Source organism: Actinacidiphila polyblastidii (assembly GCF_036353415.1).
GTDB lineage: Bacteria > Actinomycetota > Actinomycetes > Streptomycetales > Streptomycetaceae > Actinacidiphila > Actinacidiphila polyblastidii.
The window spans coordinates 15,225-37,370 of sequence record NZ_JAZEWV010000047.1 but is presented as its reverse complement, the minus strand read 5'-3'; the positions used below and the strand labels follow the sequence as shown (position 1 = coordinate 37,370).

The 22,146-nt window shown below is 75.5% G+C and carries 20 protein-coding genes and 1 riboswitch; of the genes, 7 read left to right on the top strand and 13 right to left on the bottom strand.

The features are described from left to right. Nucleotides 1-146: 146 nt before the first annotated feature. Nucleotides 147-1,043 carry a ribonuclease BN gene (locus V2S66_RS31790; protein ID WP_330800233.1) on the bottom strand — a complete coding sequence of 299 codons (897 nt, stop codon included), beginning with the start codon at nt 1,041-1,043 and terminating at the stop codon, nt 147-149. A 477-nt stretch (nt 1,044-1,520) separates the two neighbouring features. On the opposite strand from V2S66_RS31790, the gene V2S66_RS31785 reads away from it, so the two are divergent. Then, nucleotides 1,521-3,212, top strand: a complete 1,692-nt coding sequence (locus V2S66_RS31785) for an FG-GAP repeat domain-containing protein (RefSeq protein WP_330800232.1) — start codon at nt 1,521-1,523, stop codon at nt 3,210-3,212. A gap of 41 nt (nt 3,213-3,253) precedes the next feature. On the opposite strand, the gene V2S66_RS31780 is transcribed toward V2S66_RS31785, so the two are convergent. After that, nucleotides 3,254-3,820, bottom strand: a complete 567-nt coding sequence (locus V2S66_RS31780; protein WP_330800231.1) for a dihydrofolate reductase family protein — start codon at nt 3,818-3,820, stop codon at nt 3,254-3,256. A gap of 213 nt (nt 3,821-4,033) precedes the next feature. On the opposite strand from V2S66_RS31780, the gene V2S66_RS31775 reads away from it, so the two are divergent. After that, a complete protein-coding gene (locus V2S66_RS31775) occupies nt 4,034-4,528 on the top strand; it encodes a hypothetical protein (RefSeq protein ID WP_330800230.1) in 495 nt (164 codons plus the stop codon). Between the two features lie 25 nt (nt 4,529-4,553). On the opposite strand, the gene V2S66_RS31770 is transcribed toward V2S66_RS31775, so the two are convergent. Beyond that, nucleotides 4,554-5,744 carry a PucR family transcriptional regulator gene (locus V2S66_RS31770; protein ID WP_330800229.1) on the bottom strand — a complete coding sequence of 397 codons (1,191 nt, stop codon included), beginning with the start codon at nt 5,742-5,744 and terminating at the stop codon, nt 4,554-4,556. A 359-nt stretch (nt 5,745-6,103) separates the two neighbouring features. Here V2S66_RS31770 and V2S66_RS31765 point away from each other — a divergent pair, with 359 nt between their 5' ends. Then, nucleotides 6,104-6,712: a DUF4240 domain-containing protein gene (locus tag V2S66_RS31765; RefSeq protein ID WP_330800228.1), complete on the top strand. Its 609-nt coding sequence runs from the start codon at nt 6,104-6,106 to the stop codon at nt 6,710-6,712. Here the strand turns inward: V2S66_RS31765 and V2S66_RS31760 are convergent. Then, nucleotides 6,685-7,359: an N-acetylmuramoyl-L-alanine amidase gene (locus V2S66_RS31760; RefSeq protein ID WP_330800227.1), complete on the bottom strand. Its 675-nt coding sequence runs from the start codon at nt 7,357-7,359 to the stop codon at nt 6,685-6,687. The genes V2S66_RS31765 and V2S66_RS31760 overlap by 28 nt on opposite strands. 400 nt (nt 7,360-7,759) lie before the next feature. After that, nucleotides 7,760-7,900: riboswitch (cyclic di-AMP (ydaO/yuaA leader) on the top strand. A gap of 12 nt (nt 7,901-7,912) precedes the next feature. Here V2S66_RS31760 and V2S66_RS31755 point away from each other — a divergent pair. After that, complete coding sequence (locus tag V2S66_RS31755; protein ID WP_330800226.1) at nt 7,913-9,208, top strand: peptidoglycan DD-metalloendopeptidase family protein; 1,296 nt, start codon at nt 7,913-7,915, stop codon at nt 9,206-9,208. A gap of 84 nt (nt 9,209-9,292) precedes the next feature. Here V2S66_RS31755 and V2S66_RS31750 read toward each other — a convergent pair whose 3' ends face one another. The 3 genes from V2S66_RS31750 to V2S66_RS31740 form a co-directional block, all read right to left on the bottom strand. Beyond that, the gene (locus V2S66_RS31750) at nt 9,293-10,186 is read right to left on the bottom strand and encodes an MmyB family transcriptional regulator (RefSeq protein WP_330800225.1); all 894 of its coding nucleotides are present in this window, start codon (nt 10,184-10,186) and stop codon (nt 9,293-9,295) included. Between the two features lie 121 nt (nt 10,187-10,307). Continuing rightward, nucleotides 10,308-11,120, bottom strand: a complete 813-nt coding sequence (locus V2S66_RS31745) for a LuxR C-terminal-related transcriptional regulator (protein WP_330800224.1) — start codon at nt 11,118-11,120, stop codon at nt 10,308-10,310. 151 nt (nt 11,121-11,271) lie between these two features. Beyond that, the gene (locus V2S66_RS31740) at nt 11,272-11,886 is read right to left on the bottom strand and encodes a helix-turn-helix domain-containing protein (RefSeq protein ID WP_413966525.1); all 615 of its coding nucleotides are present in this window, start codon (nt 11,884-11,886) and stop codon (nt 11,272-11,274) included. Between the two features lie 286 nt (nt 11,887-12,172). Between V2S66_RS31740 and V2S66_RS31735 the strand changes: the two genes are divergently transcribed. Both V2S66_RS31735 and V2S66_RS31730 read left to right on the top strand, forming a co-directional pair. Further along, complete coding sequence (locus tag V2S66_RS31735) at nt 12,173-13,246, top strand: NAD(P)/FAD-dependent oxidoreductase (protein WP_330800223.1); 1,074 nt, start codon at nt 12,173-12,175, stop codon at nt 13,244-13,246. Continuing rightward, nucleotides 13,243-14,085 carry an SAM-dependent methyltransferase gene (locus V2S66_RS31730; RefSeq protein WP_330800222.1) on the top strand — a complete coding sequence of 281 codons (843 nt, stop codon included), beginning with the start codon at nt 13,243-13,245 and terminating at the stop codon, nt 14,083-14,085. The genes V2S66_RS31735 and V2S66_RS31730 overlap by 4 nt, the downstream gene beginning before the upstream one ends. A gap of 192 nt (nt 14,086-14,277) precedes the next feature. Here V2S66_RS31730 and V2S66_RS31725 read toward each other — a convergent pair whose 3' ends face one another. Then, nucleotides 14,278-14,829 (bottom strand): GNAT family N-acetyltransferase, encoded by a 552-nt coding sequence (locus tag V2S66_RS31725; protein WP_330800221.1) that lies wholly within the window; start codon nt 14,827-14,829, stop codon nt 14,278-14,280. Between the two features lie 121 nt (nt 14,830-14,950). On the opposite strand from V2S66_RS31725, the gene V2S66_RS31720 reads away from it, so the two are divergent. After that, nucleotides 14,951-15,499, top strand: a complete 549-nt coding sequence (locus V2S66_RS31720; RefSeq protein WP_330800220.1) for an NADPH-dependent FMN reductase — start codon at nt 14,951-14,953, stop codon at nt 15,497-15,499. 42 nt (nt 15,500-15,541) lie between these two features. Here the strand turns inward: V2S66_RS31720 and V2S66_RS31715 are convergent, their stop codons facing one another. The 5 genes from V2S66_RS31715 to V2S66_RS31695 form a co-directional block, all read right to left on the bottom strand. Next, on the bottom strand, nt 15,542-16,006 hold the full coding sequence (locus V2S66_RS31715; RefSeq protein WP_330800219.1) for an HIT family protein: 465 nt from the start codon (nt 16,004-16,006) through the stop codon (nt 15,542-15,544). A 185-nt stretch (nt 16,007-16,191) separates the two neighbouring features. Then, nucleotides 16,192-17,616: a PrsW family intramembrane metalloprotease gene (locus V2S66_RS31710; protein ID WP_330800218.1), complete on the bottom strand. Its 1,425-nt coding sequence runs from the start codon at nt 17,614-17,616 to the stop codon at nt 16,192-16,194. A gap of 98 nt (nt 17,617-17,714) precedes the next feature. After that, the gene (trmB, locus tag V2S66_RS31705; RefSeq protein WP_330800217.1) at nt 17,715-18,533 is read right to left on the bottom strand and encodes a tRNA (guanosine(46)-N7)-methyltransferase TrmB; all 819 of its coding nucleotides are present in this window, start codon (nt 18,531-18,533) and stop codon (nt 17,715-17,717) included. Nucleotides 18,534-19,046: 513 nt separating this feature from the next. Further along, on the bottom strand, nt 19,047-20,291 hold the full coding sequence (gene lhgO, locus V2S66_RS31700) for an L-2-hydroxyglutarate oxidase (protein WP_330800216.1): 1,245 nt from the start codon (nt 20,289-20,291) through the stop codon (nt 19,047-19,049). 116 nt (nt 20,292-20,407) lie between these two features. Continuing rightward, nucleotides 20,408-21,823, bottom strand: a complete 1,416-nt coding sequence (locus tag V2S66_RS31695) for an MFS transporter (RefSeq protein WP_330800215.1) — start codon at nt 21,821-21,823, stop codon at nt 20,408-20,410. Nucleotides 21,824-22,146: the final 323 nt, after the last annotated feature.

Genomic DNA, 22,146 nt, shown 5'->3' with positions numbered 1-22,146 from the left:
GAACCGTTCCCCGGCCAGCGCGGCCGGTTCTCCTCCGGAGGAGAACCCCTGGTCCCGGCGCTACGCCGGGACGATGCCGCAGCGACGCCGGCAGGGTCCCGGGAGGACGCCGGGACGGTGCGCAGCGACCCGCGGGGAGGCCGGCCCTAGTCGATCGCGCCGCCCGCCCCGTCGGAGCGCCAGCGGACGCCGGGCGTCGACTCCTCCGGGACCTCGTACCACCCCTCGGGCCGCCGCGGCAGCGGTATCTCCCCGCCGTGGCGGAGCATCCGCCCGTCGCGGATGTGGCGGCCGAGGAGGGCGCCGCCGAAGAGGACGAAGCCGACGCCGACCAGCCAGGTCTCGACCGTGAGGACGGTGCCGACCGGGCCGTAGGTGACCGCGTTGCTGACGATGAGCGGGGCGAAGAAGAGGTGGGAGAAGACCCGCAGGCCGGCCAGGCCGAGCATGGTGATGACCGCGCCGGGCAGCGCGGTGCGCAGGTCGACGCCGCCGCCGAGCAGGAACCACTGGCCCCAGGCGAAGAACACCACGCCCAGCAGGAAGGTCAGGACCAGCCGGACCAGGCCGGGCAGCAGGCCGCTGCCGAGCACCGCGGCGCTCTGCGACTCGCAGAAGAGGTACGCGGTGAGCACCGCGAGCCACACCGCGCGGCGCAGGTCGCGGTGCCAGGGCCCGGACGGCAGGTCCCAGATCTTGCGGTAGCCGGTCTCGACGCTGGCCACGAAGGTCAGCCCGAAGTACGCGAGGGAGGCGAGGCTCCACGCGCTCGTGGCGCTGAGGATGTTGCGCGGCGCGGCGAACAGGCTCCGTACGCCCTGCGTGCCGGTGGAGTCCAGGCCCATGCCGTCGACGACCCACTGCGCGAAGCCGGGCCGGTGCTCCCAGGGGGTCGCGGCGGCGACGACCACCAGCAGCGGCATGAGCGTGACGAAGCCGAGCGCGGCGAACCCCATCGAGCGGTGCATCAGCTCGATATGGGCGGCCTGCTTCCACAACCGTCCGACAGCGGAGCGGTTCCAGGCATCCGTCAGCGCGGCCATGGCGTCACCTTTCCCCAGCGTTACCGCAGTGGATACCTGGCAAGGTCCCCCGCGCGCAACTCCGGGTCCACCGGGCGCCGTTGCGCCGGGTCCGAGCAGGCACCCCGCGCCCCGGCGGCGCCGGTCCCTCGCCCTCTGCCTCGTCCGTTCCTCCGCCCGTCCATCCGACAGCGCGCCCCCCTGCGCACCACCTTCCGGTGAACGCGCGGTGAACTCGCCACCAGCACACCGGGATTCACGTCTGCGCAGGCCGACACGGTGCAGGCGCAGGCGACGCGGCTGTTAGTGTGCGCTCGTCGCAGGGGGGAATCCGGCGGCCGCAGGACCGTGGGCAGGGGGGCCCGCCCGGGTCCTGGCGCGGTCGCGGACACCCTGAAGTCCCGTGATCGGAAGCGGGCGTCCGGCCGGCGGAACGGCCGGCGGAACGACTCGGAACCGGCCGCGGTGCGCGCGGTCGCATGGGGTGGGGATGATCCGATGACACTGATCGCACCAGAGGTGCGCGCCGCGGCCGGGGCACGCCGCCCGCGCCGCGTACTCGCCGTGTTCGCCGCGACCGCGGCGCTGCTCGGCGGCGGCCTGCTGACCGCCACCGCCCCGCCCGCGAGCGCGCTCCAGCCCGCCACCACGGCGCGGCCGGCGGACACCGCGAAGGCGGCGGACGGCCGGCCGGCGGGCACCGCGAAGGCGGCGAACGCCGCGACGACGGCCGCCTCCGCACCGTCCACGCCGTCCTGGCTGGTCGGGTACGAGACGCAGAACCGCACCACCGGCGCCTACCGCGCCTGCACGGCGATCCGGATGAGCCGCACCCGGCTGCTGACCTCGCCGGACTGCTTCACCGGCCGTGGCGACGCCGACCTGGTGTGGTCGTACCGGGGCGGCGACCTCTACGGCGGCACCAACCACCCGAAGTACCGCACCGCGCCGCAGTACGACTGGTCGAGCCGGTACGACGCCTTCGCGGTGGCGACGCCGGCCGACGACAGCGGCAGCGGCGCGCCGGTGCTCGCGAGCACCGCGGACGCCGCGCTCTACGCGCCGGGGGCGAAGGCCACCTTCTTCTCCTGGGCCGGGCCGAACGGCGAGGGCGTCACCCGCCACGCGCACGCCGAGCAGGTCGCGATCCTCTCGCCGGCCACCTGCGCCACGATGCTCGGCGGCGCCCGGCCCGCGGGCACCTTCTGCACGCTGCCGCAGGACGGCACCAGCGCGCCGGACCGGGCCGACCAGTGCCTCGGTGACGCGGGCGGCGCGCTGGTCGCCGGCGGCAGGCTGATCGGCCTCTCGGCGACCGGCGCGACGCACTGCGTCGCGATGGACGGTGTGCGCGTCTACACCAACGTCACCGCCTACCGCGGGCAGATGGCCGGCTGGAGCCGCGACGTCGACATGCAGCCCGACGTCGCGGGCACCGTCACCTCGCTGGAGAGGCTGCCCTACGGCGGTTACGTGGGCTTCTGCGACACCGACATCAGCGGCAAGCTCTCCGGCTGCGCCCCGAACCTCGGCATCGCCTGGTACGCCCACGCGACGTTCGACTTCTTCACCCAGGCCGGCGACCTCGACGGGGACGGGGACGGCGAGTTGCTGGCCCGGACTCCCGGCGGCGCGCTGTACAGCTACAGCTTCGGCTACGGCGGCGGAGACCTCGACACCTCGCCCAAGCGCTGGCTCGGCAACGGCTGGAACGGCTACGTCTCGATCTTCTCGCTGCGCGACTTCAACGGCGACGGCTTCCCCGACGTCGCCGCGCGCGACCGGTCCGGCACACTGTGGCTGTACCGCGGCGACGGCAAGGGCGGGCTGGGCGCACGGCTGAGGCTCGGCACCGGCTGGAACCAGTACAACCTGGTCACCGGGCGCGGCGACCTCTCCGGCGACGGCACCACCGACGTCGTGGCCCGCGACACGGCCGGCACGCTCTGGCTCTACCTGGGCAACGGCAGAGGCGGCTTCGCCGGCCACGTCAAGCTCGGCACCGGATTCTCCGGCTACCGCGAGATCGTCGCGAGCGGCGACATGGACGACGACGGCCGCCAGGACCTGACCGGGCGGACCCCGGGCGGCGGCGTCTTCATCATCAACACGCTGTCCAGGGGCGGCGGTCTGGCCGCCGCGAAGCTGTACGCGTACACGTACTGGAAGCCGTTCACCCGGATCAGCTGAACCGCCGGGCCGGGCCGGGCGGCAGGCCCCCCGGCCCCGCGCTACGACGTCGCGCGCCCGTAGCGCAGGAGGACCACGCCGTTGCCGAACTGCCGGGTGTGGACGAGGCGCAGGCGGGTGAGCGCGTCGCGGTCCGCGAACAGCCGCCGGCCGCGGCCGACGAGCACCGGGTGCACGTAGATGTCGTAGGCGTCGATCAGGTCGTGGGCGGCGAAGGCCGCGGCCAGGTCGGCGCCGCCGATCGACAGGTCGCCGCCCGGCCCGTCCTTGAGCGCCTCGACCTCGGCCGGCACGACGTCCCGTACGACCGTGGTGTTCCACCGCGCGTGCCGCAGGGTGCGCGAGTAGACGTACTTGGGCATGTCCCGCCAGATCCCGGCGAACTCGGCCGTCGGCCCGTCCGCGTCCGGATCGGCGTCGGCGGTCGGCCACACGTCCGCCATCAGGTCGTAGGTGACCCGGCCGTGGAGGAAGGCGCTCCTGGTGCGCAGGTCGTCGTTGAGGAACTGGTGCAGTTCGTCGTCGACCTGATGCCAGCTGATGTCGTGGTCGGGGCCTTCGAAGTAGCCGTCGAGGGACATCGACATTCCCAGCACGATCTTCCGCATCGGGCGCTCCTTTGCACCTACCGGTCGGTACGCCGCCCTACTGCGTCGTACGCAGTCATCGGTTGGACACCGTACGGCCAAGGTATGACAACGGACTCCCCCGAAAGGCTCCCCACGCGCCGGGCGCGGCGTTACGGTGTGCCCCTCACATGCCCGTCTGGGGGGAACATGCGCATCCGTACCACCTGTGCCACATCTGCCACAGCTTTCACCGTGGCCCTGCTGACCGCCTGCACGCTGCTCACGGGGTGCTCCTCGAGCGGCGGCAGCACACCCGACAGCCAGCCGGTGGCGGACCAGAAGCAGGCGGTGGTCGGGCTGGGCAGCGCCGAGCAGGTCGCGGCCTATCTGGAGCAGCAGATCTCCACCATGTCGACGAAGACCGTGTACACCGCCGCGACCGACCCCGACCACCTGCTGGGCAAGCCGGACGGCTACCGCTCCAAGGTCGCCTTCACCGACTCGCGGGTGCAGCCCGGCCAGGTCGACGGCGCCTCCGCCTCCCCGGTCGACCTCGGCGGCATCATCGAGACCTTCGCCACCAGCGGCGACGCCCGCAGCCGCGCGGCGCACCTGCAGTCCACGCTGAAGGGGCTGTCGGCCGCCGAGTACCACTACTACGTGGGCGGTTCGCTGGTCCGCGTCTCGCGCATCCTCACCCCCGACCAGGTGGAGGACTACCAGGCGGCCGCCGAGAGCCTGGGCTGACGCCCGCTCACCCCGCTCGGCTCGCTCACGCCTCGCGCAGCCAGGTCCGCAGCGCCCACCACCAGCGCAGCGTCGGCAGCACCCCCGGATCGTCCAGCGCGGCGCCCGGGGCCAGCCGGGCGAACCTCGCCAGCCGGTAGCGCACGGTGTTGGCGTGCAGATGCAGCGATGCGGCCGTCAGGTCGAGCCGGTGGCCGAGGTCGAGATACGTCAGCGCGGTCCTGGCCAGCTCGCGGTGGAAGTCGTCCGCCGGGTCGAGCGCGCCGAGCAGTTCGCCGGTGAGCAGCGCGGCCAGCTCGGGGCGCGAGGCGAGCGCGGTCTCGGCCGCGAGGTCGGTCAGCCGGTGCGGTCCGGTCGCGCCGTACGCCCGCGCCGTGCGCAGCGCGTCCGCGCACAGCCGGTGCACGGCCGGGATGTCGTCCCACGCGACGGCGGGTGACACCAGCAGCAGCGCCGCCAGGTCGGCCGGGTCCGCCTCCTGTGGCAGCGCGGGTGCCAACCGCGGTACGAGCGCAGCGAGTCGGCCGTCCACCAGGCCGAACAGGCTCCCCGGCACGGCCAGTCGGCGCTCCAGCGCGCGAGCCCGCACCGGGTCGGCGACGTCCGACAGCACGCAGTGGTACGGGAGTTCGGGCCGCAGCCCGGCCCGCCTCAACTCCGCGTCCGGCGGCGGCGGTCCCGGCTCCCCGTGCAGCAGCCTGCGCAGCAGCTGGGTGTGCATGTCCCGCGCGGTGCGGGCGAGTTCCAGCTCCGCGGTGTGGTAGCCGGCGATCACGTGGCGTTCCATCGCGCCCGCGTGCCGGTCGAAGTGCAGCAGCGCGTCCAGGAGCACCGCGTCCGGCACGCCGGCCGCCCTGCCCCGGTCCACCGCGATCCGCAGCGCCCGCACCCGGCCCGCCTGCACGCCGTGCAGCAGCGCGGTGAGCGGCACGCCCTGCTCGGCCCGGTCGGCGCCGAGCCGCGCCGCGACCGGGTCCTCGGCCGGCGGCTCGCTGCCCGGCCGCTCGAACCCGCGCAGCCCGGAGGCGAGCAGCACCTCCACATGCCGCCGGTTCTCCGCCACCGGCAGCCGCGCGACCTCGGGCGACGTCCGCGCCGCCGCCGTCACCTCCTCCAGCACCGCCGGGTCCGCGACCATCCGCCGCAACACCTCCGCCAGCGCGTCCCGGTCCGCCGACCCGCCCGACGCCGGCTCCGCCGGCGGCACGTCCCGCATCGTCGGCCTCCGAGGACAGAACACCGGCCCCTCCGGCCGGTCGGTCACCGACCGTAACAGACACCCGCGGGACCGCCCCGGCGGTTCGGCGGGGTGCGCCGCGGGCCGCGAGCGTCGAACGGGCCGCGGCGCGGTCTCAGCGCCGAGCGGGCCGGGTGCGCCCGCTGAACGGCCACCGGGGCGGCCAGCCTGCGTACTGCTGGCCACCGCGGCGCGGCCCCCGGCCGAGAGGCCGGGAGGGCGCAGGGCGCTCAGCGTGCCGCGGGCGCGACCTCCTTGCGCGGGCCCGCGCAGCGGGTTCGCGTCCGCGGAGTGAAATTCAGCGGAGGGGTTCATGGGCCCCTGGCATAGTCGGCGGCATGGAGACGGGACCTCTCTGGACTCTGATGGCGGACGTCCGCCGGCTGGGGCTCACGGGCGGGCGGCGGGACGCCTGGCTGCGTGAGGCGCTCCTCGAACTGGGGCCCGGCGGGCTCGCCCGGTTCCAGGCGGGGCTGGACGACGCGCTCGCCGAGGCGTTCACGTGGAACCTGTGGGCGGCGGCCGACCGCCTCTTCGGCGGCTGGTGCTCCGACGACGCCTTCGCGTACTTCCAGCGGTGGATGGTCGGCCTCGGCCGGCCGGTGTTCGAGGCGGTGGTGGCCGACCCGGACGCCCTCGCGCACGTGCCGCAGGTGCGGGCGCTGGCCGGCCGGCCACGGCACGCGTGGGGCGGTGACGCGCCGCAGTGGCCGTCGCTGCCCGACCTGGCGCCGGCCGCGCACGCGCGGCTGACCGGCGCGCCGGAGGACGCCTTCCACGCGGCGGTGGCCGCGCTGCGCACCCCCGCCGCGCCGGCCGCCGCGCCGAGCGGCCGGCGCTGGAGCGCCGTGGACGAGTCCGAGGCGGTGCGCAGGCTGCCGCGCCTGGCGGCGCTGTTCCCGCTGCCGGAGGGCGGCGCTCAGGTCCCGTTGACCAGCCGGATGTAGCGCACCCAGTCCCAGTTGGGCCCGGGGTCGGTGTGGTCAGTGCCGGGCACCTGGGAGTGCCCGATGATGTGGTTGCGGTCCTTGGGGATGCCGTACTTGGTGCAGATCTCGGCGGTCAGCGCGGCGGACGCGTGGTACATCGCGGTGGTGAACCAGGACGCGTCGTCGACCCAGCCCTCGTGCTCGATGCCGATGCTGCGGGTGTTGTAGTCCCAGTTCCCGGCGTGCCAGGCGACGTCGTGCTCGCGTACGCACTGGTCGACGGCCCCGTCGGCGGACCGCACCACGTAGTGGGCGGCCGCGGCGTGCGCGGGGTTCTTGAAGAGGCTGATGGTGTCGGCGAAGGTCTCCTGCGTGACGTGGATGACCACCAGGTTGATCGGATAGGTCGAAGGGCGGTTGGCCGCGGTGTAGTTGGCGGTGCTGGCCGGCGCCCAGGTCGCGGACGGGTAGTCCACGGTCGCGGCGGCCGCGGTCCCGCGGCCCGACCACAGCTCGCCCGACAGGCCCGCGGTGGCGGCCGCGCCGAGGGCCAGGCCGCCGCGCAGCAGGCTGCGCCGCGAGGCCGCGCCGGCCGGCCCGTTCGGGTCGGGTGGGCCGGACGCCGCGCGGCCGGACGGAAGTCGGGGACGGTCGGGACGTGCCATGGCGGGCTCCCTGGGAGGCGGAGTGCGGTCGAGTGCATGACAAGAACGTCGGGCCCGCCCATCGTGGAGCCGACGCCCGTGGCCTGCCAAGCGGTTCGCGAATTGGCAGAGGTCCAGACCCCTGGCGCCCATCCGCGCGCCGCCGGCCCGTCGCCGCGCCGGCAAGCGGAATCCGCGTCCACTCGCTCACCGACGGTAGTCGCGCGCCATCCCTCTGATAACGACTGACACACGTTCACATTACCGGCCGGCCACTTCAGGTGACCGCTTTACTCCGGATGCGCCATGCCCGCCCGATTGGTTCCCGTGGCCAACTCCCTGATTCGGCTTGGAAAACGCCTCCACCTCTATTAACGTTCGATAACGCAGCGCGGTCGTCACCACCGCCGTCAGAGGCGGCACCGTGCGCTTGCCGAATCCCGTCCGCGGGAACCGGGGACCCGAGAAACTGGGGTGAATCGGGTGGCCGCGAGGCCGTCCGTAGGAGACCTTCCTGCTCCGAACCCGTCAGCTAACCCGGTAGGCGAGAGGGAAGGAAAGGAGTGCGCCCGCCGTGGCGTCGAACCAGCCTGCCTACGCACCCGCGCCTGTCCGTGGCGCGACGGGGACGACCGAAGAACCCACCGGCGCCGACCAGGGCTTCACGCCCTTCGGGTCATACCAGCCTGACCTGCGGCCGCAGCCGCAGCCCGAGCGCCAGTCGCAGCCGCAGGCCCAGGCGCACTCGCAGGTCCAGGCCCATGCCCCGGCACCACCGCAGTTCGCGTCGCAGCCGCACGCCCAGCCGCAGCCGGAAGCCCACCCGCTCGCCCAGCCGCAGCCGCAGCCGCAGCCGGCGCCCGCCGCGCCGGCCGAGTCCGAGTCCGCGCCCGGCCCGCAGCCCGAGTTCGCGTCCGCCGCGCAGACCCCGACCCGCCTGCCCCGCCAGCGCCACGTCGCCCGCGGCGGCACCGTCCTCGGCATGGCGGCGATAGCGGCGGTCGGCGCGGCCGGCGTCGCGGCGGCGGCCGCACCGGTGGCCCCCGCCCCGGCGGGCGGACCCGTACCGGTCTCGGCGCCCGACCGCGCGCCCGAGCCCGAGCCGCTGCCTCCGCACGCGGTCGTCCCGGCCGCCGCCGCCGCCGCCGTCCCGGTCGCCGCGGCGGCAGGCGACCCGCAGCCGGCGGACGCCGGGGATCGGTCAGCCGCCGCCGCGCCCGCCGCCGCGACGCCCACTGATCCCGGTGAGGCGCTGCGCGCCCGGATCATCGGCCAGGCCGTCGCCCAGCGCGAGGCGGCCGCGCAGGCCGAGCGGGACGTCGCGGCCAAGGCCGCCGCGGCGCAGGCCGCACGCGAGGCCGCCGCGCAGAAGGTGCGCGAGCAGGCGGCCGCGGCGAAGGCCGCCGCGCAGGCGCAGGCGCGGGCCGACGCGCAGGCCGCCGCCGACGCGGACGCCGAGCGGCGGGCGCGGATCGCCGCCTCGTACATCAAGCCGGTCGCCTCCTACACCCTCACCAACTCCTTCGGCGAGGTCGACCCGTGGTCGAACCTGCACACCGGCCAGGACTTCACCGCGCCCACCGGCACCCCCGTGCACGCCGTGCACAGCGGCACGGTCACCTCGGCGGGCTGGGCGGGCGCGTACGGCTACCGGGTGGTGCTGACCCTGGCGGACGGCACCCAGCTCTGGTACTGCCACCTGTCGACCATGGTGGCCACCGAAGGGCCCGTCACGACCGGTGAGACGATCGGCCGGGTCGGTGCGACCGGCAACGTGCCGGCGCCGCACCTGCACCTGGAGGTCCGCCCCGGCGGCGCGGCCCCCGTCGACCCGGTGCCGTGGCTGCTGGCCCACGACGTGGCCGTCTGACCCGCCGGGCTCCGGCCCGGCTCCCCCGCTCCGGCGGTCCTGGCGGCTCCCCCCCCGTTGTCAGGACCGCCGGTCCCGCCCCGGTCAACCGCCGGACGCGCAGCCGCCCGGCGGGCAGCCGGCGGCAGGCGGCCGGGGGAGCGGCCCCGCCGCCGGCGCCGCCAACGGCGGCTGCGGCAAGGGGCGTTCGCCTCGGTCGAAGAGCACGAACATCAGCCGTCCGCCCGGCACCCCGATCGGCCCGGCCGCGCACAACGTCGCCCAGCCGAGGCCGAGTTCGGCGTGCAGCAGCGGCCGTGAGCCCTCGGCACGCGGTCCCATGTACTCCGTCGTCGGCGTCTCGTACGCCGCCCCGACCAGCGGATCACGCCGCGCGTCGGCCTGGAGCAGCGCCAGCGTCCTGTTGTGCGGGTTCGCCGCGACGGCCGCCCTCAACTGCGGTACCAGCAGCGGCAGCCAGCTGTTCCGCCAGTCCACCAGGGTGGTCCTGGCCTGCGGGTGCAGCAGCATCCAGCGCATCGTGTTCCCGGGCACCTCGCGCCGCGGGAACATCCGGGTCAGCGGCTCGTTGTAGGCCACCAGGTCCCACGCCACGTCGTTGACATATGCCATCTCGCAGGTGGCGCGCAGCACGCGCTCCCACGGCCGCGGCACCGCCGTGCCCAGCCGCGGGTCCAGCGGATACGCAGGCGGCAGCCCGGTCGCGTAGAAGACCACCGCCTCCCACTCGTGGTCGTCCAGGTGCAGGATGCGGGCGATCGGCGCGAGCAGGTCGGTGCCGATCCGGGCGAGCTTGCCCCGCTCCAGATAGCCGTACTTGTGGTCGGGCCAGCCCAGCAGCCGCGTCATGTGCTCGTGGGTCAGCCCCGTGACCTTGCGGCCGCGCGGGTCGGCGCGCGGCGCCAGGCCGAGTTCGGCCGGGTCCACGCGCGCGCGGGCCCGCGCCAGCAGGGTCTGCAGGGCTTGGCGGTTGCGCATCTCGGTTCCCCTGGAGCGGCGCCCGCGCGCCAGCGGGCGCGTAGGGCGTGCTTGGTCGTACCGGACGTGCGCCCCGAGGACGGAGGGGCGCGGGTACGTACGAGAGAGTACGCGGCCGGGGTCAACGCCTCTGCGGGCCGTCCAGCCCGATCAGGAGGTCCCACTCGTGCGCGCCGTCGCCGGGGGCGAGCTGCCGGGCGAGCTTGAAGCCGAGTTCGAACCGGCTGGCCGCGCCGAGGCGATCCATCAGCGCCTCCGCCACGCCGGCCACGGTGGCCCGGTCGACGCCGAGCCGTTCGGCGATCGACGCGTCGTCGTGCCCCTGCGTCATCAGCTGTGTCACCGCCAGCTCCCGCAGGTCCAACGCGGCTCGTGGCGTGGGGAGTCGGACCCCGTCGAAGGGTGTCGCGCGCTCCCAGTACGTCTCGTAGATCGACGCCAGCGACCGCACCAGCATCGAGCGGCTGATCCGCAGCATCGTCGACGACGGCCGGCCGGCCGGCAGGCAGACCGTGTGCCCGTCGAAGATCATCATGTCGTGGGCGATGGTGTCCACCAGCCCGACGAGCACCCCGGCGTCGGTCAACGCCCCCAGGTAGTCGACGTGTTCGGGCGTGGACAGCACCGCCCTGGGATACATCACCCGGACCCGCACGCCGCGTTGCACCAGCTCGCTGCCCATGGCCAGCGCGGCGGAGCCGGCCGGCACGGCCGCCCGGTGCAGGTTGTCGGCGGACACCCGCAGGGTGGACATGTTGTCCCGCAGCGCGTCGCTGCACCGCTGCCGGCCCGTGAACTGCTCGATGACGTCGGGCGGCGGCGGCCCGGCCTGCGGCCGTACGGTTCCGCCGCGCGCGTCGTGGGCGCCGTGCGTCTCGTGCGTCTCGTGCGCGCCGCGCGCGCCGTTCCCGCCGTGCCGCGATTCGGACGTCATCCGCCTGGCCTCCGACCCCTCATGCACAGAGTGTTACAGCGCTATCACCGCTTTTCCAGGGTTAATCCTTCGAGGGAATCAATCGGTGGGAACGGTTTATTCCGGTCGGCCCTCGCCCGCGCCGCTGACCTGCGCCGCGCGGTCCCTCCGGTCAGGAGGGACCGCGCGGGTCCGGGGTCGCGTCCGAGGGTGCGTCCGGTGACGCGTCCCGCGAGGCGTCCCGGGGCGAGGGCTTGGCCCGCACGTGCATCCGCTCGCCCTGCGCGCCGTACAGGCTCAGGTACTCCACCGGCGTGGGGCCCGCGTTGCCGAAGCCGTGCGGGGTGCGTGTGTCGAACTCGGCCGCCTCGCCCGCCGTCAGGACCAGGTCGTGGTCGCCGAGCGCCAGCCACAGCCGGCCGGAGAGCACGTACAGCCACTCGTAGCCTTCGTGGGTGCCCTGCTCCGGCCGGGCGGCGGCGCCCGATCCGGTGCGCGCGGGCATGATGTGCTTGAAGGCGTGCATGCCGCCGAGATGGCGGGTCAGCGGCACGATCGTCTGCCCGTGCCGGGTGATCGGCCGCGGGTAGACGCGCGGATCGCCGGTGGCGGGCGCGCCGACCAGCTCGTCCAGCGGCACGTGGTACGCCCGTGCGAGTGGCAGCAGCAGCTCCAGCGTGGGGCGGCGCTGCCCCGACTCCAGCCGGGACAGCGTGCTCACCGAGATGCCGGTGCTCTCGCCGAGCTGCGCGAGGGTCATGCCCGTCTCGCGGCGCAGGGCGCGCAGGCGCGGTCCGACGGCGGTCAGGACGCCCGCGACGTCGCCCTGGACGCCGGCGCCGCCGCCCGCCTCGCCGTGCGCGTGGCCCGCCGCGGGACCGCGGGCACCCCCCGAGCCACTGCCGGGACCACCGCCGGAGCCCCTGCCGGGACCACCGCCGGGACCGCCGCTCGCCATGCCGCCACCGCTGCCGTACCGCTTCACCGTCACCCCTCCATTTGCCGACCCGGCAAGAAGGTTTGTCAATCCGGCGAGACTCCGGCGAGTCTTCGGAACGGAACGGAGGACACCCATGGAGAAGCCGGATTCCTACGACGTCATCGTCGTCGGCGGTGGCGCCGCCGGGCTCAGCGGCGCGCTCACCCTGGCGCGGGCCCGCCGCAGCGTGCTGGTCGTCGACGCGGGCGACCCGCGCAACGCCCCGGCCGGCGGCGTGCACATGTACCTGGGCCGCGAGAGCACGCCCCCGGCCGCGCTGCTGGCCGCCGACCGGGAGGAGCTGCGCGGCTACGGCGGCCGGGTGCGCGAGGGCCGTGCGGTCGCCGCGACCCGCGTCGGCGCGGAGGCCCCGGACGCCCCCGGCGCCCCGGGCGGCTTCCGGGTCGACCTGGAGGACGGCGCGGCGCTGCACGCCTCCCGGCTGCTGGTCACCACCGGCCTGACCGACGAGCTGCCCGCCCTGCCGGGCCTCGCCGCGTGCTGGGGCCGTGACGTACTGCACTGCCCGTACTGCCACGGCTGGGAGGTGCGCGACCAGCCGGTCGGCGTGCTCGCCACCGGCATGGCGGCCGCCGTCCACCAGGCGCTGCTGTGGCGGCAGTGGACCGCCGACCTGACGCTCTTCGCGCACACCGCGGGGGAGCCGGACGACGCGGCCCGCGAGCAGCTCGCCGCCCGCGGCGTCGCCGTCGTGGCGGGCGAGGTGACGCGGCTCGACACCACCGGTGGCCGGCTCACCGGCGTGGTGCTCGCGGGCGGCAGGACCGTGCCCGTACGCGCGCTGGCGGTCGGACCGCGGCTCACCGCGCGCTCCGGCGTGCTCACCGGTCTCGGCCTGACCGCCACGGAACAGGCCATGGGTGACATCGTCCTGGGCACGCGTATCGCAGCGGACCCGGTGACCGGCGCGACCGCGCAGCCCGGCGTGTGGGCCGCGGGCAACGTGACGAACCTCGGCGAGCAGGTCATCGGCGCGGCGGCGGCGGGCGTACGGGCCGGCGCCGCGATCAACGCGGACCTGATCGCGGCCGAGGTCCGCGAGGCGGTGGCCGCGCGGCGGCAGGATGGAAGGGAGCCGGCGGGATCGATGTGGACGGCGGGATCGGCCGGTACGGCCGGGTCAGCGGAAGGGGCAGGAACACGATGAGCGGCGAGCACGGCGAGCACGGCGAGAGCGGCGAGCGGGACCAGCAGGACCGGCGGGACGGGCGCGAGGGGCCGGCGCCGGAGGGGCCGCCCGGGGAGGCGTACGCGGAGAGGGCGCACGGGCACGAAGCCGGGCACGGAGTCGGTCACGAGGACCGGCACGACCACCGCCACGAACCGGACGGCGAGCCGCGACCGGACGGCGAGCCGGACGGTGAGGGCGACGCGGCGTACTGGGACGCGCGCTACGGCGCGAGCGAGCGGATCTGGAGCGGGAAGCCCAACGCGGTGCTGGTCCGCGAGGTCGAAGGGCTGAAGCCGGGCCGCGCGCTGGACCTCGGCTGCGGCGAGGGGGCCGACGCGATCTGGCTGGCCGAGCACGGCTGGTCCGTCGTCGCCGTCGACATCTCCCAGGTCGCCCTGGACCGCGCGGAGGGCCACTGCCGTGACGCCGGCCTCTCCGACCGCGTGCACTGGCAGCGGCACGACCTGGCGCAGAGCTTCCCCTCCGGCTCCTTCGACCTGGTCTCCGCGCACTTCCTGCACTCCCCGTTCGACATGCCCCGCGACCGCATCCTGCGCGACGCCGCCGCCGCGGTCGCCCGCGGCGGCGTCCTCCTCGTCGCCGGGCACGCCGCCTTCCCGCCGTGGGCCCCGCACCAGGAGCACCACGACCACGTCGACCTGCCCACCCCGCACGAGGTCTACGACGGGCTCGCACTCGCATCCGACGCCTGGGAGCTGCTCACCGCCGAGGAGCACGAGCAGCCCATGCAGGACCAGGAGGGCCGCCCGGCGATCCGGCGCGACAACCTGCTGAAGCTGCGCCGCCTGATGTGAGGGGCGGCGCGGGCCGGCGTGCGCCTCGGCGCGGCGGGCGCGACCGCGCCCGGTCGGCCCGGGACGCTGGGCGGGCCCGGCGTCCCCGGTGGGCGTGGGTGACCGGCCGGGGCGCGGCGCCCGTCCTCGGTCCGCACCTCGTCGTCCCGGTGCGCCACCGGCAGGGTGCTCGGTGCCGCCGGCCGCCGAACCTCACACGCCGGACCCTTCCGCGTCCTGGACGCCCGCCCACTCCTCGGCGAGCAGCCCGAGGACGACCTCGTCGAGGTGGCGGCCGTACACCCACAGGGCCTTGCGGAGGGTGCCCTCGACGACGAAGCCGCAGTGCCGGGCGGCGGCGATCATCGCGGCGTTGTCGGCGAGCGTGTCGACCTGGAGGCGGTGCAGGCCGCGGACGGTGAACCCGTAGACGCACAGCGCGCGTACGGTGTCCGTGCCGAGGCCGCGGCCGCGGAAGGACGGGCGCAGGCCGATCCCGAGGTGGCCCGAGCGGCTGTGCGTGTCGACGCCCCACAGCGCGGCCACGCCGGCCAGGTCGCCGGACGCCGACTCCTCGATGGAGAACACCGGCGTCTCGTCGCCCTGCTGGACGGCGTACGGCGAGTCCGGTCCGGCCCGGAGCGGGCGCCAGGGCCGGTGGTCCGACCGCGCCCGGTTCTCGACGTCCTCGTACAACTCCCGGTGCAGGACGTCCACATCGCGTTCCTCGCGGGCCCGCAGGGTGATCTTCCCATGGCGTATCACCCCGCCTGCCTACCCCACCGCGTGCGCGGGCTCAACGCAATTCCCCCGCCCCGCCCTCCCGGTGGCCCCCGCACCCCCGCCCCCCAGCCCCGCGCCCCGGCCGCCGCCGTACGATCGCCCCGTGACGCAGACCCGTACCCGCACCCTCGCCCTGATCAGCGGCAGTACCCGCGCAGGCTCCACCAACACCGCGGTGCTGCGCTCCGTTCCCGGCATCCTGGGCGACGCGATCCGTCCGCTGCCCTACCTCGACCTCGCCTCGCTGCCGCACTTCAACCCCGACGACGACCACGAGCCGCTGCCGGCCGAGGTCGCCCGCCTGCGGGCGCTGATCGCCGACGCGGACGCGCTGCTCTTCTGCACACCGGAGTACGCGGGCGACCTGCCCGGGTCGTTCAAGAACCTGCTCGACTGGACGGTCGGCGGCAGCGAGACCACCGACAAGCCGTCCGGCTGGATCAACGTCTCCACCGCCCCCACCCTGGCCGCGGGCGCGCACGCCGCGCTGCGCACCGTGCTCGGCTACACCGGCGCGCGCGTGGTCGACGCGGCCTGCGTCCACCTTCCCGTCCCGCGCACCGCGGTCGACCAGGCCACGGGCCTGGTCACCGACGCCGCCGTTCGCGACGCGCTCGCCGCGGTGGTCCGCACGCTGCTCGCCGCGGACTGACCCGCCGTTCCGGCGGCGGCCCCCCGGGGCAGCCGCCGGCGGCTATCCGGCCCGCAACTCCGCGCGCACCGCCAGCGCCACCCGGTCCGCGTCCTGGGTTGTCAGCCGCTCCACCGCCGGCCGCCGCAGCAGCCCGAAGACCCCCGGGCCGTGGTACTCCGGTGCCAACTCCGCCTGCCGGGGCACGACATGGAAGTGCACGTGCGCGAACCCCTCCGCCTCGGCGAACTGCACGACATACGTCTTCGCGCACCCCGTCACCGCCCGCAGCGCCCGCGACAACCGCACCTGCCACCCGCCGAGCGCGGCGGCCTCCGCGTCCGTCAGCTCATGGAGCGCCGTCACATGCCGCCGGGGCAGCAGCACCAGCCACCCCGCCAGCGCCGAGTTGAAGTCGTGCGCCACCCGCCAGTGCGCGTCGTAGTCCACGCACTCCCGCGCGGGCAGCCCGCCGAACAGGGCTTCCCGCCCGCACGCGTAGCATCCGCCGGCAACGTCCTGAGCCATGAACAGACCCTACGCGCAGGGACATCGGCTCACCCGCCCGTTGTGGAGCCGGGTCTTCGGTCTCCCCGCCCGTGCGGCCGCGACGGCGGCAGCCGGCGGGTACTGGGCCGGCGCTTCGGCGAGTCCATGGATGCGCGCGTAGTCCATGGCGCGGTTCTCCCCATTCCACTCGCCCGCGGGCCTGGTCAGAGGTGCTTCGGCCCGTACGGCGCCTGCCGGTACGGGGGCTGCCGCAACGGAGCCTGCCCGTACGGGGCCCAGGCGGGCGGGGGCTGCTGCGGGTGGGGTGGCGGGGGGTACCAGGCGGGGATCGGGGGGTGGGCGGCGTGGAGGAGGGCCGGCTGGGCCCAGGTCTTGCGGGACCACAGGTGGTGGAGGAGCTCCGCCTCGCGGGCCGGGAAGTCCGCGGTGGGCCGGCCGCGGGCGGCCGCCGAGCGCAGGAAGGCCAGGTGCGTGGCGAAGACGGAGTAGTCCCGTACCGCGCGCCCGGCCGCCTCGCCCTGGGTGCGTCGGGCCAGCCGCCGGGCCTCCGCGCGGGTCCCCATCGAGCCCAGCGCGGACGGCTCGGCCGGCGCCAGCCAGCCCGCGGCGGCGTACGGCAGCAGGTGGGTGCGTATGGTCCGCAGCTCGTGCGAGCGCGCCCAGAAGGCGAGCACCACGACCAGCCCGAACGCCGGGATCATCACCGCCACGTACACGGTCAGGAACGTCAGCGGGGAGAACGCGGAGGTGCCGTTCCACGTGCCGTGCAGGGCCATCGCGAGCACCCAGCCGAGCACCGGCGGCGCCCAGCGCCACCGCCAGCGGCGGCCGGGCCTGGCCACCGCCGCAACGGCGAAGCCGATGCCGGTCATCGACGTGAACAGCGGATGCGCGAACGGCGTCATCAGCACCCGCACGAAGAACGTCGCGAACGTCGTCGAGCCGTGCGAGCCCAGCTGCTGGTCCTCGCTGAAGGCGGTGCCCAGGTAGAGGATGTTCTCGGTGAACGCGAAGCCCGTCGCGACCAGCCCGCCGATCACGATGCCGTCGAGCAGCGACTCGAAGTGCCGGCGGCGGAAGAGGAAGAGCAGCAGGATCGCGGTGCCCTTCGCGGTCTCCTCGACCAGCGGCGCCACGAAGGTCGCCCCCCACTGGTCGGTCTGCGTCGCGGTGCCGGAGAAGGTGGAGGAGAGCAGCTTCGCGCCGTACTCGTTGGCGAAGATCGCGACCAGGGTGGCCGCGCAGGAGCCCCACGAGAAGGCGAAGACCACGTTCTGCCAGGGGCTGGGCGCGACGTGGTCGAGCCACAGGAACGCCCACAGCAGCAGCGGCACCGGCAGGATCGCCAGCGCCAGGCCGACCAGGAACGGTTCGGTGCCTATGTGCTGGCGCACCACCGCGAGGATGACCACACCGCAGACGGCGAGCGCCGTGAACAGCGCGCCGGTCCGCACCGCCTTGCTCTCCCAGAACGCGCGCCGCGGCGCGTAGTGCAGCGGCGCGCCCGGTGCGGGGGCGGGCGGCGCGGTCATCGCGGTCTGTACGGTCTGCGCGGTCTGTTGGGCGGGGATCGCGGGCTCAGCCCCCGAGTCGGGCGGGGACGGCGACGCGAACGGGTACGTTGACACCCGTCGACAGTACGGGGGCGGGCTGCCGCTCCGCGAGGGTACGGGGTGCCCGGGATCGTACGGATTGGGCCGCCGCCCCGCCGCCGCCCCCGCCGCCGCTACGGCAGGTCCGGCACCCGCGTGAACAGCAGGTCCCGCACGACGTGGCCCTTCGCCAGGCCCTGCCGCTCGAACTTGGTCATCGGCCGGAAGTCGGGGCGCGCCGCGAATCCCCCGGCCGGGTCCTGGTTGGCCAGCTGCGGCGCCGCGCCCAGCACCTCCAGCATCTGCTCGGCGTACGGCTCCCAGTCCGTCGCGCAGTGCACCACCGCGCCGGGGCGCAGCAGCGGCAGGACCAGGTCCAGGAAGGACGGCTGGATCAGCCGGCGCTTGTGGTGCTTGGCCTTCGGCCACGGGTCGGGGAAGTACACCCGCAGGCCGGCCAGCGAGGCCGGCGCGAGCATGTCGCGCAGCAGCACGATCGCGTCGCCGTTCGCCACCCGGACGTTCGTCAGGCCGAGGCGGTCCGCGAGCATCAGCAGATTGCCCTGGCCGGGCGTGTGCACGTCCACCGCGAGAATCCCCCGCGCCGGGTCGGCGGCGGCCATCCGCGCGGTCGCGTCACCCATCCCGAAGCCGATCTCCAGCACGACGGGCAGCGGTTCCGGACGCCCGGCCGCGCCGAACAGGCCCGGCAGGTCCAGCGGAGCACCGTCCAGCTCCACCCCCCACGCCGGCCAGTGCCGGTCGATCGCGGCGGCCTGCGCCTGCGTGATGCGGCCGCGCCGGGCGTGGAACGAGCGGACCCGGTGCTCCTCGCGGGAGCCGGCCGGGTCCGCGGCGGGCCCCGCCGGGAAGCGCGCGGCGCGCGCGGGCGTGGGCGCCGCCGGCGCGGTGAGCGGCGGAGAGAGCGGGGTGGTGGGGGATGAGGTCGACACAATGCGTCGATTCTACGGCGCGGCCGCCGGGCCCCGGCCGAGTGCCGGTTCCCCGCCGGGGGCTCTCACGGGCCGGCGGTGTCGGGGCCGCGCCCCGCACCCCGGACTGGGCCGCCGGCGCGGGCGACCCGCCCCCGCGCGCACCTTCCCCCCCCGCCCGACCACCGGCGGTGACCGCGTCCGGCCAGGAACGGCCTGCGCCCGACGGGTCGACGTCGCGGAAGCCGGGCCGCGCCCCGCACCCCGGACGGGTCGGCGTACGGGTGGCCGGGGTCGCGCCCCGGCCCGGAGGGTCCCGCGACCGGGCAGCGCGGGCAGGCCCGGCCAGGAGGGTCCCGCGTCCGGCCAGGACGGGACAGTCCTGCCGGGAGGGGCCCGCGCGTCCAGCGAGGACGGGCGGCGTCTGGTGAGCCGGGGTCGCGCCCCGGCCCGGAGGGTCCCGCGACCGGGGCGGGTCGGCGTACGGGTGGCCGGGTCGTGGGCCGGGGGGCTTGGCGCCCAGTGCGCCTTCGCTCAGAGCGCCCGGGTCGCGCGGGCGGCGATCTCGCGGCCGATGGGGAGGGCGGCGGTGGCGGCGGGGGAGGGGGCGTTCAGAACGTGGACGAAGGGGCCGTCGCCGGCGAAGAGGAAGTCGTCGACGAGGGTGCCGTCGGGGAGGACGGCCTGCGCGCGTACGCCCGCCGGGGCGGGAACCAGGTCCTCGGGGCGCAGCGCCGGCAGCAGCCGGCGGGCGTCCGCGGTGAAGGCCCGCTTGGACAGCGAGCGCCGCACCTCGCCGACCTCGTGCCGCCAGTGCCGCCGCGCGATCCGCCAGGCGCCGGGGTAGGCGACCGTGCCGGCCAGGTCGCCGACCCGTACGGTCCGCCGCCGGTACCCCTCGCGGGCCAGCGCCGGCACCGCGTTCGGGCCGAGGTGGACGCCGCCGTGCACGTCCTTGGTGAGGTGCACGCCGAGAAACGGGAAGTCCGGGTCGGGCACGGGGTAGACCAGCCCCTTGACCAGGCCGCGGCGCTCCGGGGTCAGCTCGTAGAACTCGCCGCGGAAGGGGATGATCCGCATGCCCGGGTCGGTCCCGGACAGCCGGGCGACACGATCGCTGTGCAGGCCCGCGCAGTTGACCAGGACGCGGCTGCGCAGCACCGTCCCGGCGGCCGTGCGCAGCACCACCCCGCCGTCGTCGTCGCGGCTCACCGCCGCGACGCGCTCGCCGTAGATCACGGTGCCGCCGGCCGCCCGGACCTGCCCGGCCAGCGCCGCGGCCACCGCGCCGAAGTCGGCGATGCCGGTCGAGGCGACGTGGATCGCCGCGAGCCCGGCCACCTCCGGCTCCCGCTCGGCGATCTGCGCCGGGCCCAGCTCGGTGACGCCGAGGCCGTTCTCGCGCCCGCGCTGGACCAGGGCGTGCAGCCGCGGCAGCTCCTCCTGGGCGGTGGCGACGATCAGCTTGCCGGTGACCTCGTACGGGATGCCGTGCGCCGCGCAGAACTCCGGGATCTCCGCCGAACCGGCTACCGCGTACCGGGCCTTGAGGCTGCCGGGCCGGTAGTAGATGCCGCTGTGGATGACGCCGCTGTTCCTGCCGGTCTGGTGCCGGGCCGGGCCGGCCTCCTTCTCCACGACCGTGACGCGCGGCGCGGGCGTCTGCCGGGTGAGGGCGTAGGCGGTGGCCAGGCCGACGATGCCGGCGCCGATCACGAGCACGTCGCAGCGGCCGGCGTCACCGGAGCCGCGTGCGCCGCCGGTACGAGGGGGGGTCATCGGTGTGCGGCTCCTGCGTCGTCCGTGAGTGCCCGTGGCGAGGCTTCGCCCCCTGCCGCGCCGAGCTTAGTGCGGGGACCGCGCCCCGCGGCGGGGCTTTCCGCCGCTCGCGCCGCCTACGCCGGTGCGGCGAGCAACGGGCGTGCGCGCTCGCGCAGTTCGAGGACGCGCGGCTCGTCGTTGTACGGCTCCAGGCGGTGCAGCAGGTCGCGGACGTACTCGGTGGTGCGGGCCGAGGAGATCCGGTTGGCGACCTCGACCGCCTTGACGCCCGCCGCGCAGCACGCGTCGAGGTTGCCCGACTCCAGCTCGGCGACGGCCGAGACGACCAGCCGCAGCCCGTGCGACCGCACGAACTCCTCGGTGGGCCGGGCGAGCGCCTGCTCGGTGAAGCGCTGCGCCTGCCGGGGCAGCCGCAGGTCGCGGTAGCACTCCGCGGCGTCCGCGGCCAGCCGGTCGTAGGAGTAGAAGCCGAGCCAGCTGGGGTCCGCGTCGCCCTCGCGGGCGCGCTCCAGCAGCGCCTCGGCCGCGGCGAGCGACGCCCCGCAGGCCGCCGCCTCACCGGCCTTGGCGTGCGCGCGCGCCTCGACGAGGTGGAAGAAGCTCATGGTGCGGGCGGTGGCGAGCCCGCGGTTGCGTTCCAGCGCGGCCTGCGCGAGGTCGACGCCCTCGTCGGCGAAGCTGCGGTAGGTCGCCTGGAGCGACATCGACGCCAGCACGTAGCCGCCGAGCGGCACGTCCGCGGCGGCCCTGGCCAGCCGCAGCGCCTGGATGTAGTAGCGCTGGGCGGCCTCCTGCTGGCCGGTGTCGAAGGCCATCCACCCGGCGAGCCGGGTGAGTTCGGCCGTCGCGCCGAACAGCGCGCGCCCCACGTCGTCGCTGTACGAGCCGAGCAGCAGCGGCGCCGCCTCCACCCGCAGGCACTCCGGCACCATGCCGGAACGCCAGTCCCCGCCCCCGTACTTGGAGTCCCAGCGGCGCGCGTCCTCGGCCGCCTCGCGCAGCTTGGTGACGTCCGTGTGGCCGACATGCGCCATGCCGGGCGCGGGGGCGTGCCGGGCCACCGTCGCGTCGGCGGGGGTGATCAGCCAGCGCGAGGCGGGCGTCACGTAAGCGCTCACTGCGAAAGATCCGGCCAGGCTCTGCCAGATGCCCGCGCCGCCGGGTCCGCGCCGCCCGGCGAGATCCAGGCGCCACAGGTCGGTGGCCGATTTCACCGCCTCGCCGACGTCCCTGGGGAAGGCCAGGCCGACCTCGGGGGCGGGGTCGGCGTCGGCCAGACCTATCTCGTGCAGCGGCACCGGGCGGCCGAGTTTGCCGGCGATGGCCGCGGCGATCAGGTGCGGCGCGGCGCCCTGCGGGACCATGCCCTTGGTGACCCAGCGGGCCACCGACGTCTTGTCGTAACGCAGCGTCAGACCGCGTTGCGTGCCTAGGTCGTTGACCCTGCGGGCGAGGCCGGCGTTGCTGATGCCCGCCATGGCGAGAAGGGTGCCGAGTTTCTCGTTCGGCCCGCGGTGTTCTCTGTTCACTGCGGTTCACCTCGTGATGCCGCTGGGGGGCAGGCCGGCCGGCCTGGTGATGTCGTGGGGTGCGGGGGTCGCCCTCCCCTGGAACCCGATTCGGCCACCGCGCGAGCCCTGTCGCGGCCCGTCCGGTGCATGTGCCGGGTGCCCGAGCCGCGCGTACGTGTGCGAACCGGGTACACCCAGCGTAGTTCGCCGCATCCCGACCGTTAAGAGCCTGGTGCCGGATGGCCGGAATCGAGCGCCCGGCCCGGGGGCGCCCCGGAGCGGCACGCGCGTGATCCGGCGTGTGCTCCCGGTATATGTGGCCGTGCGCCCGGCCGTGCGCT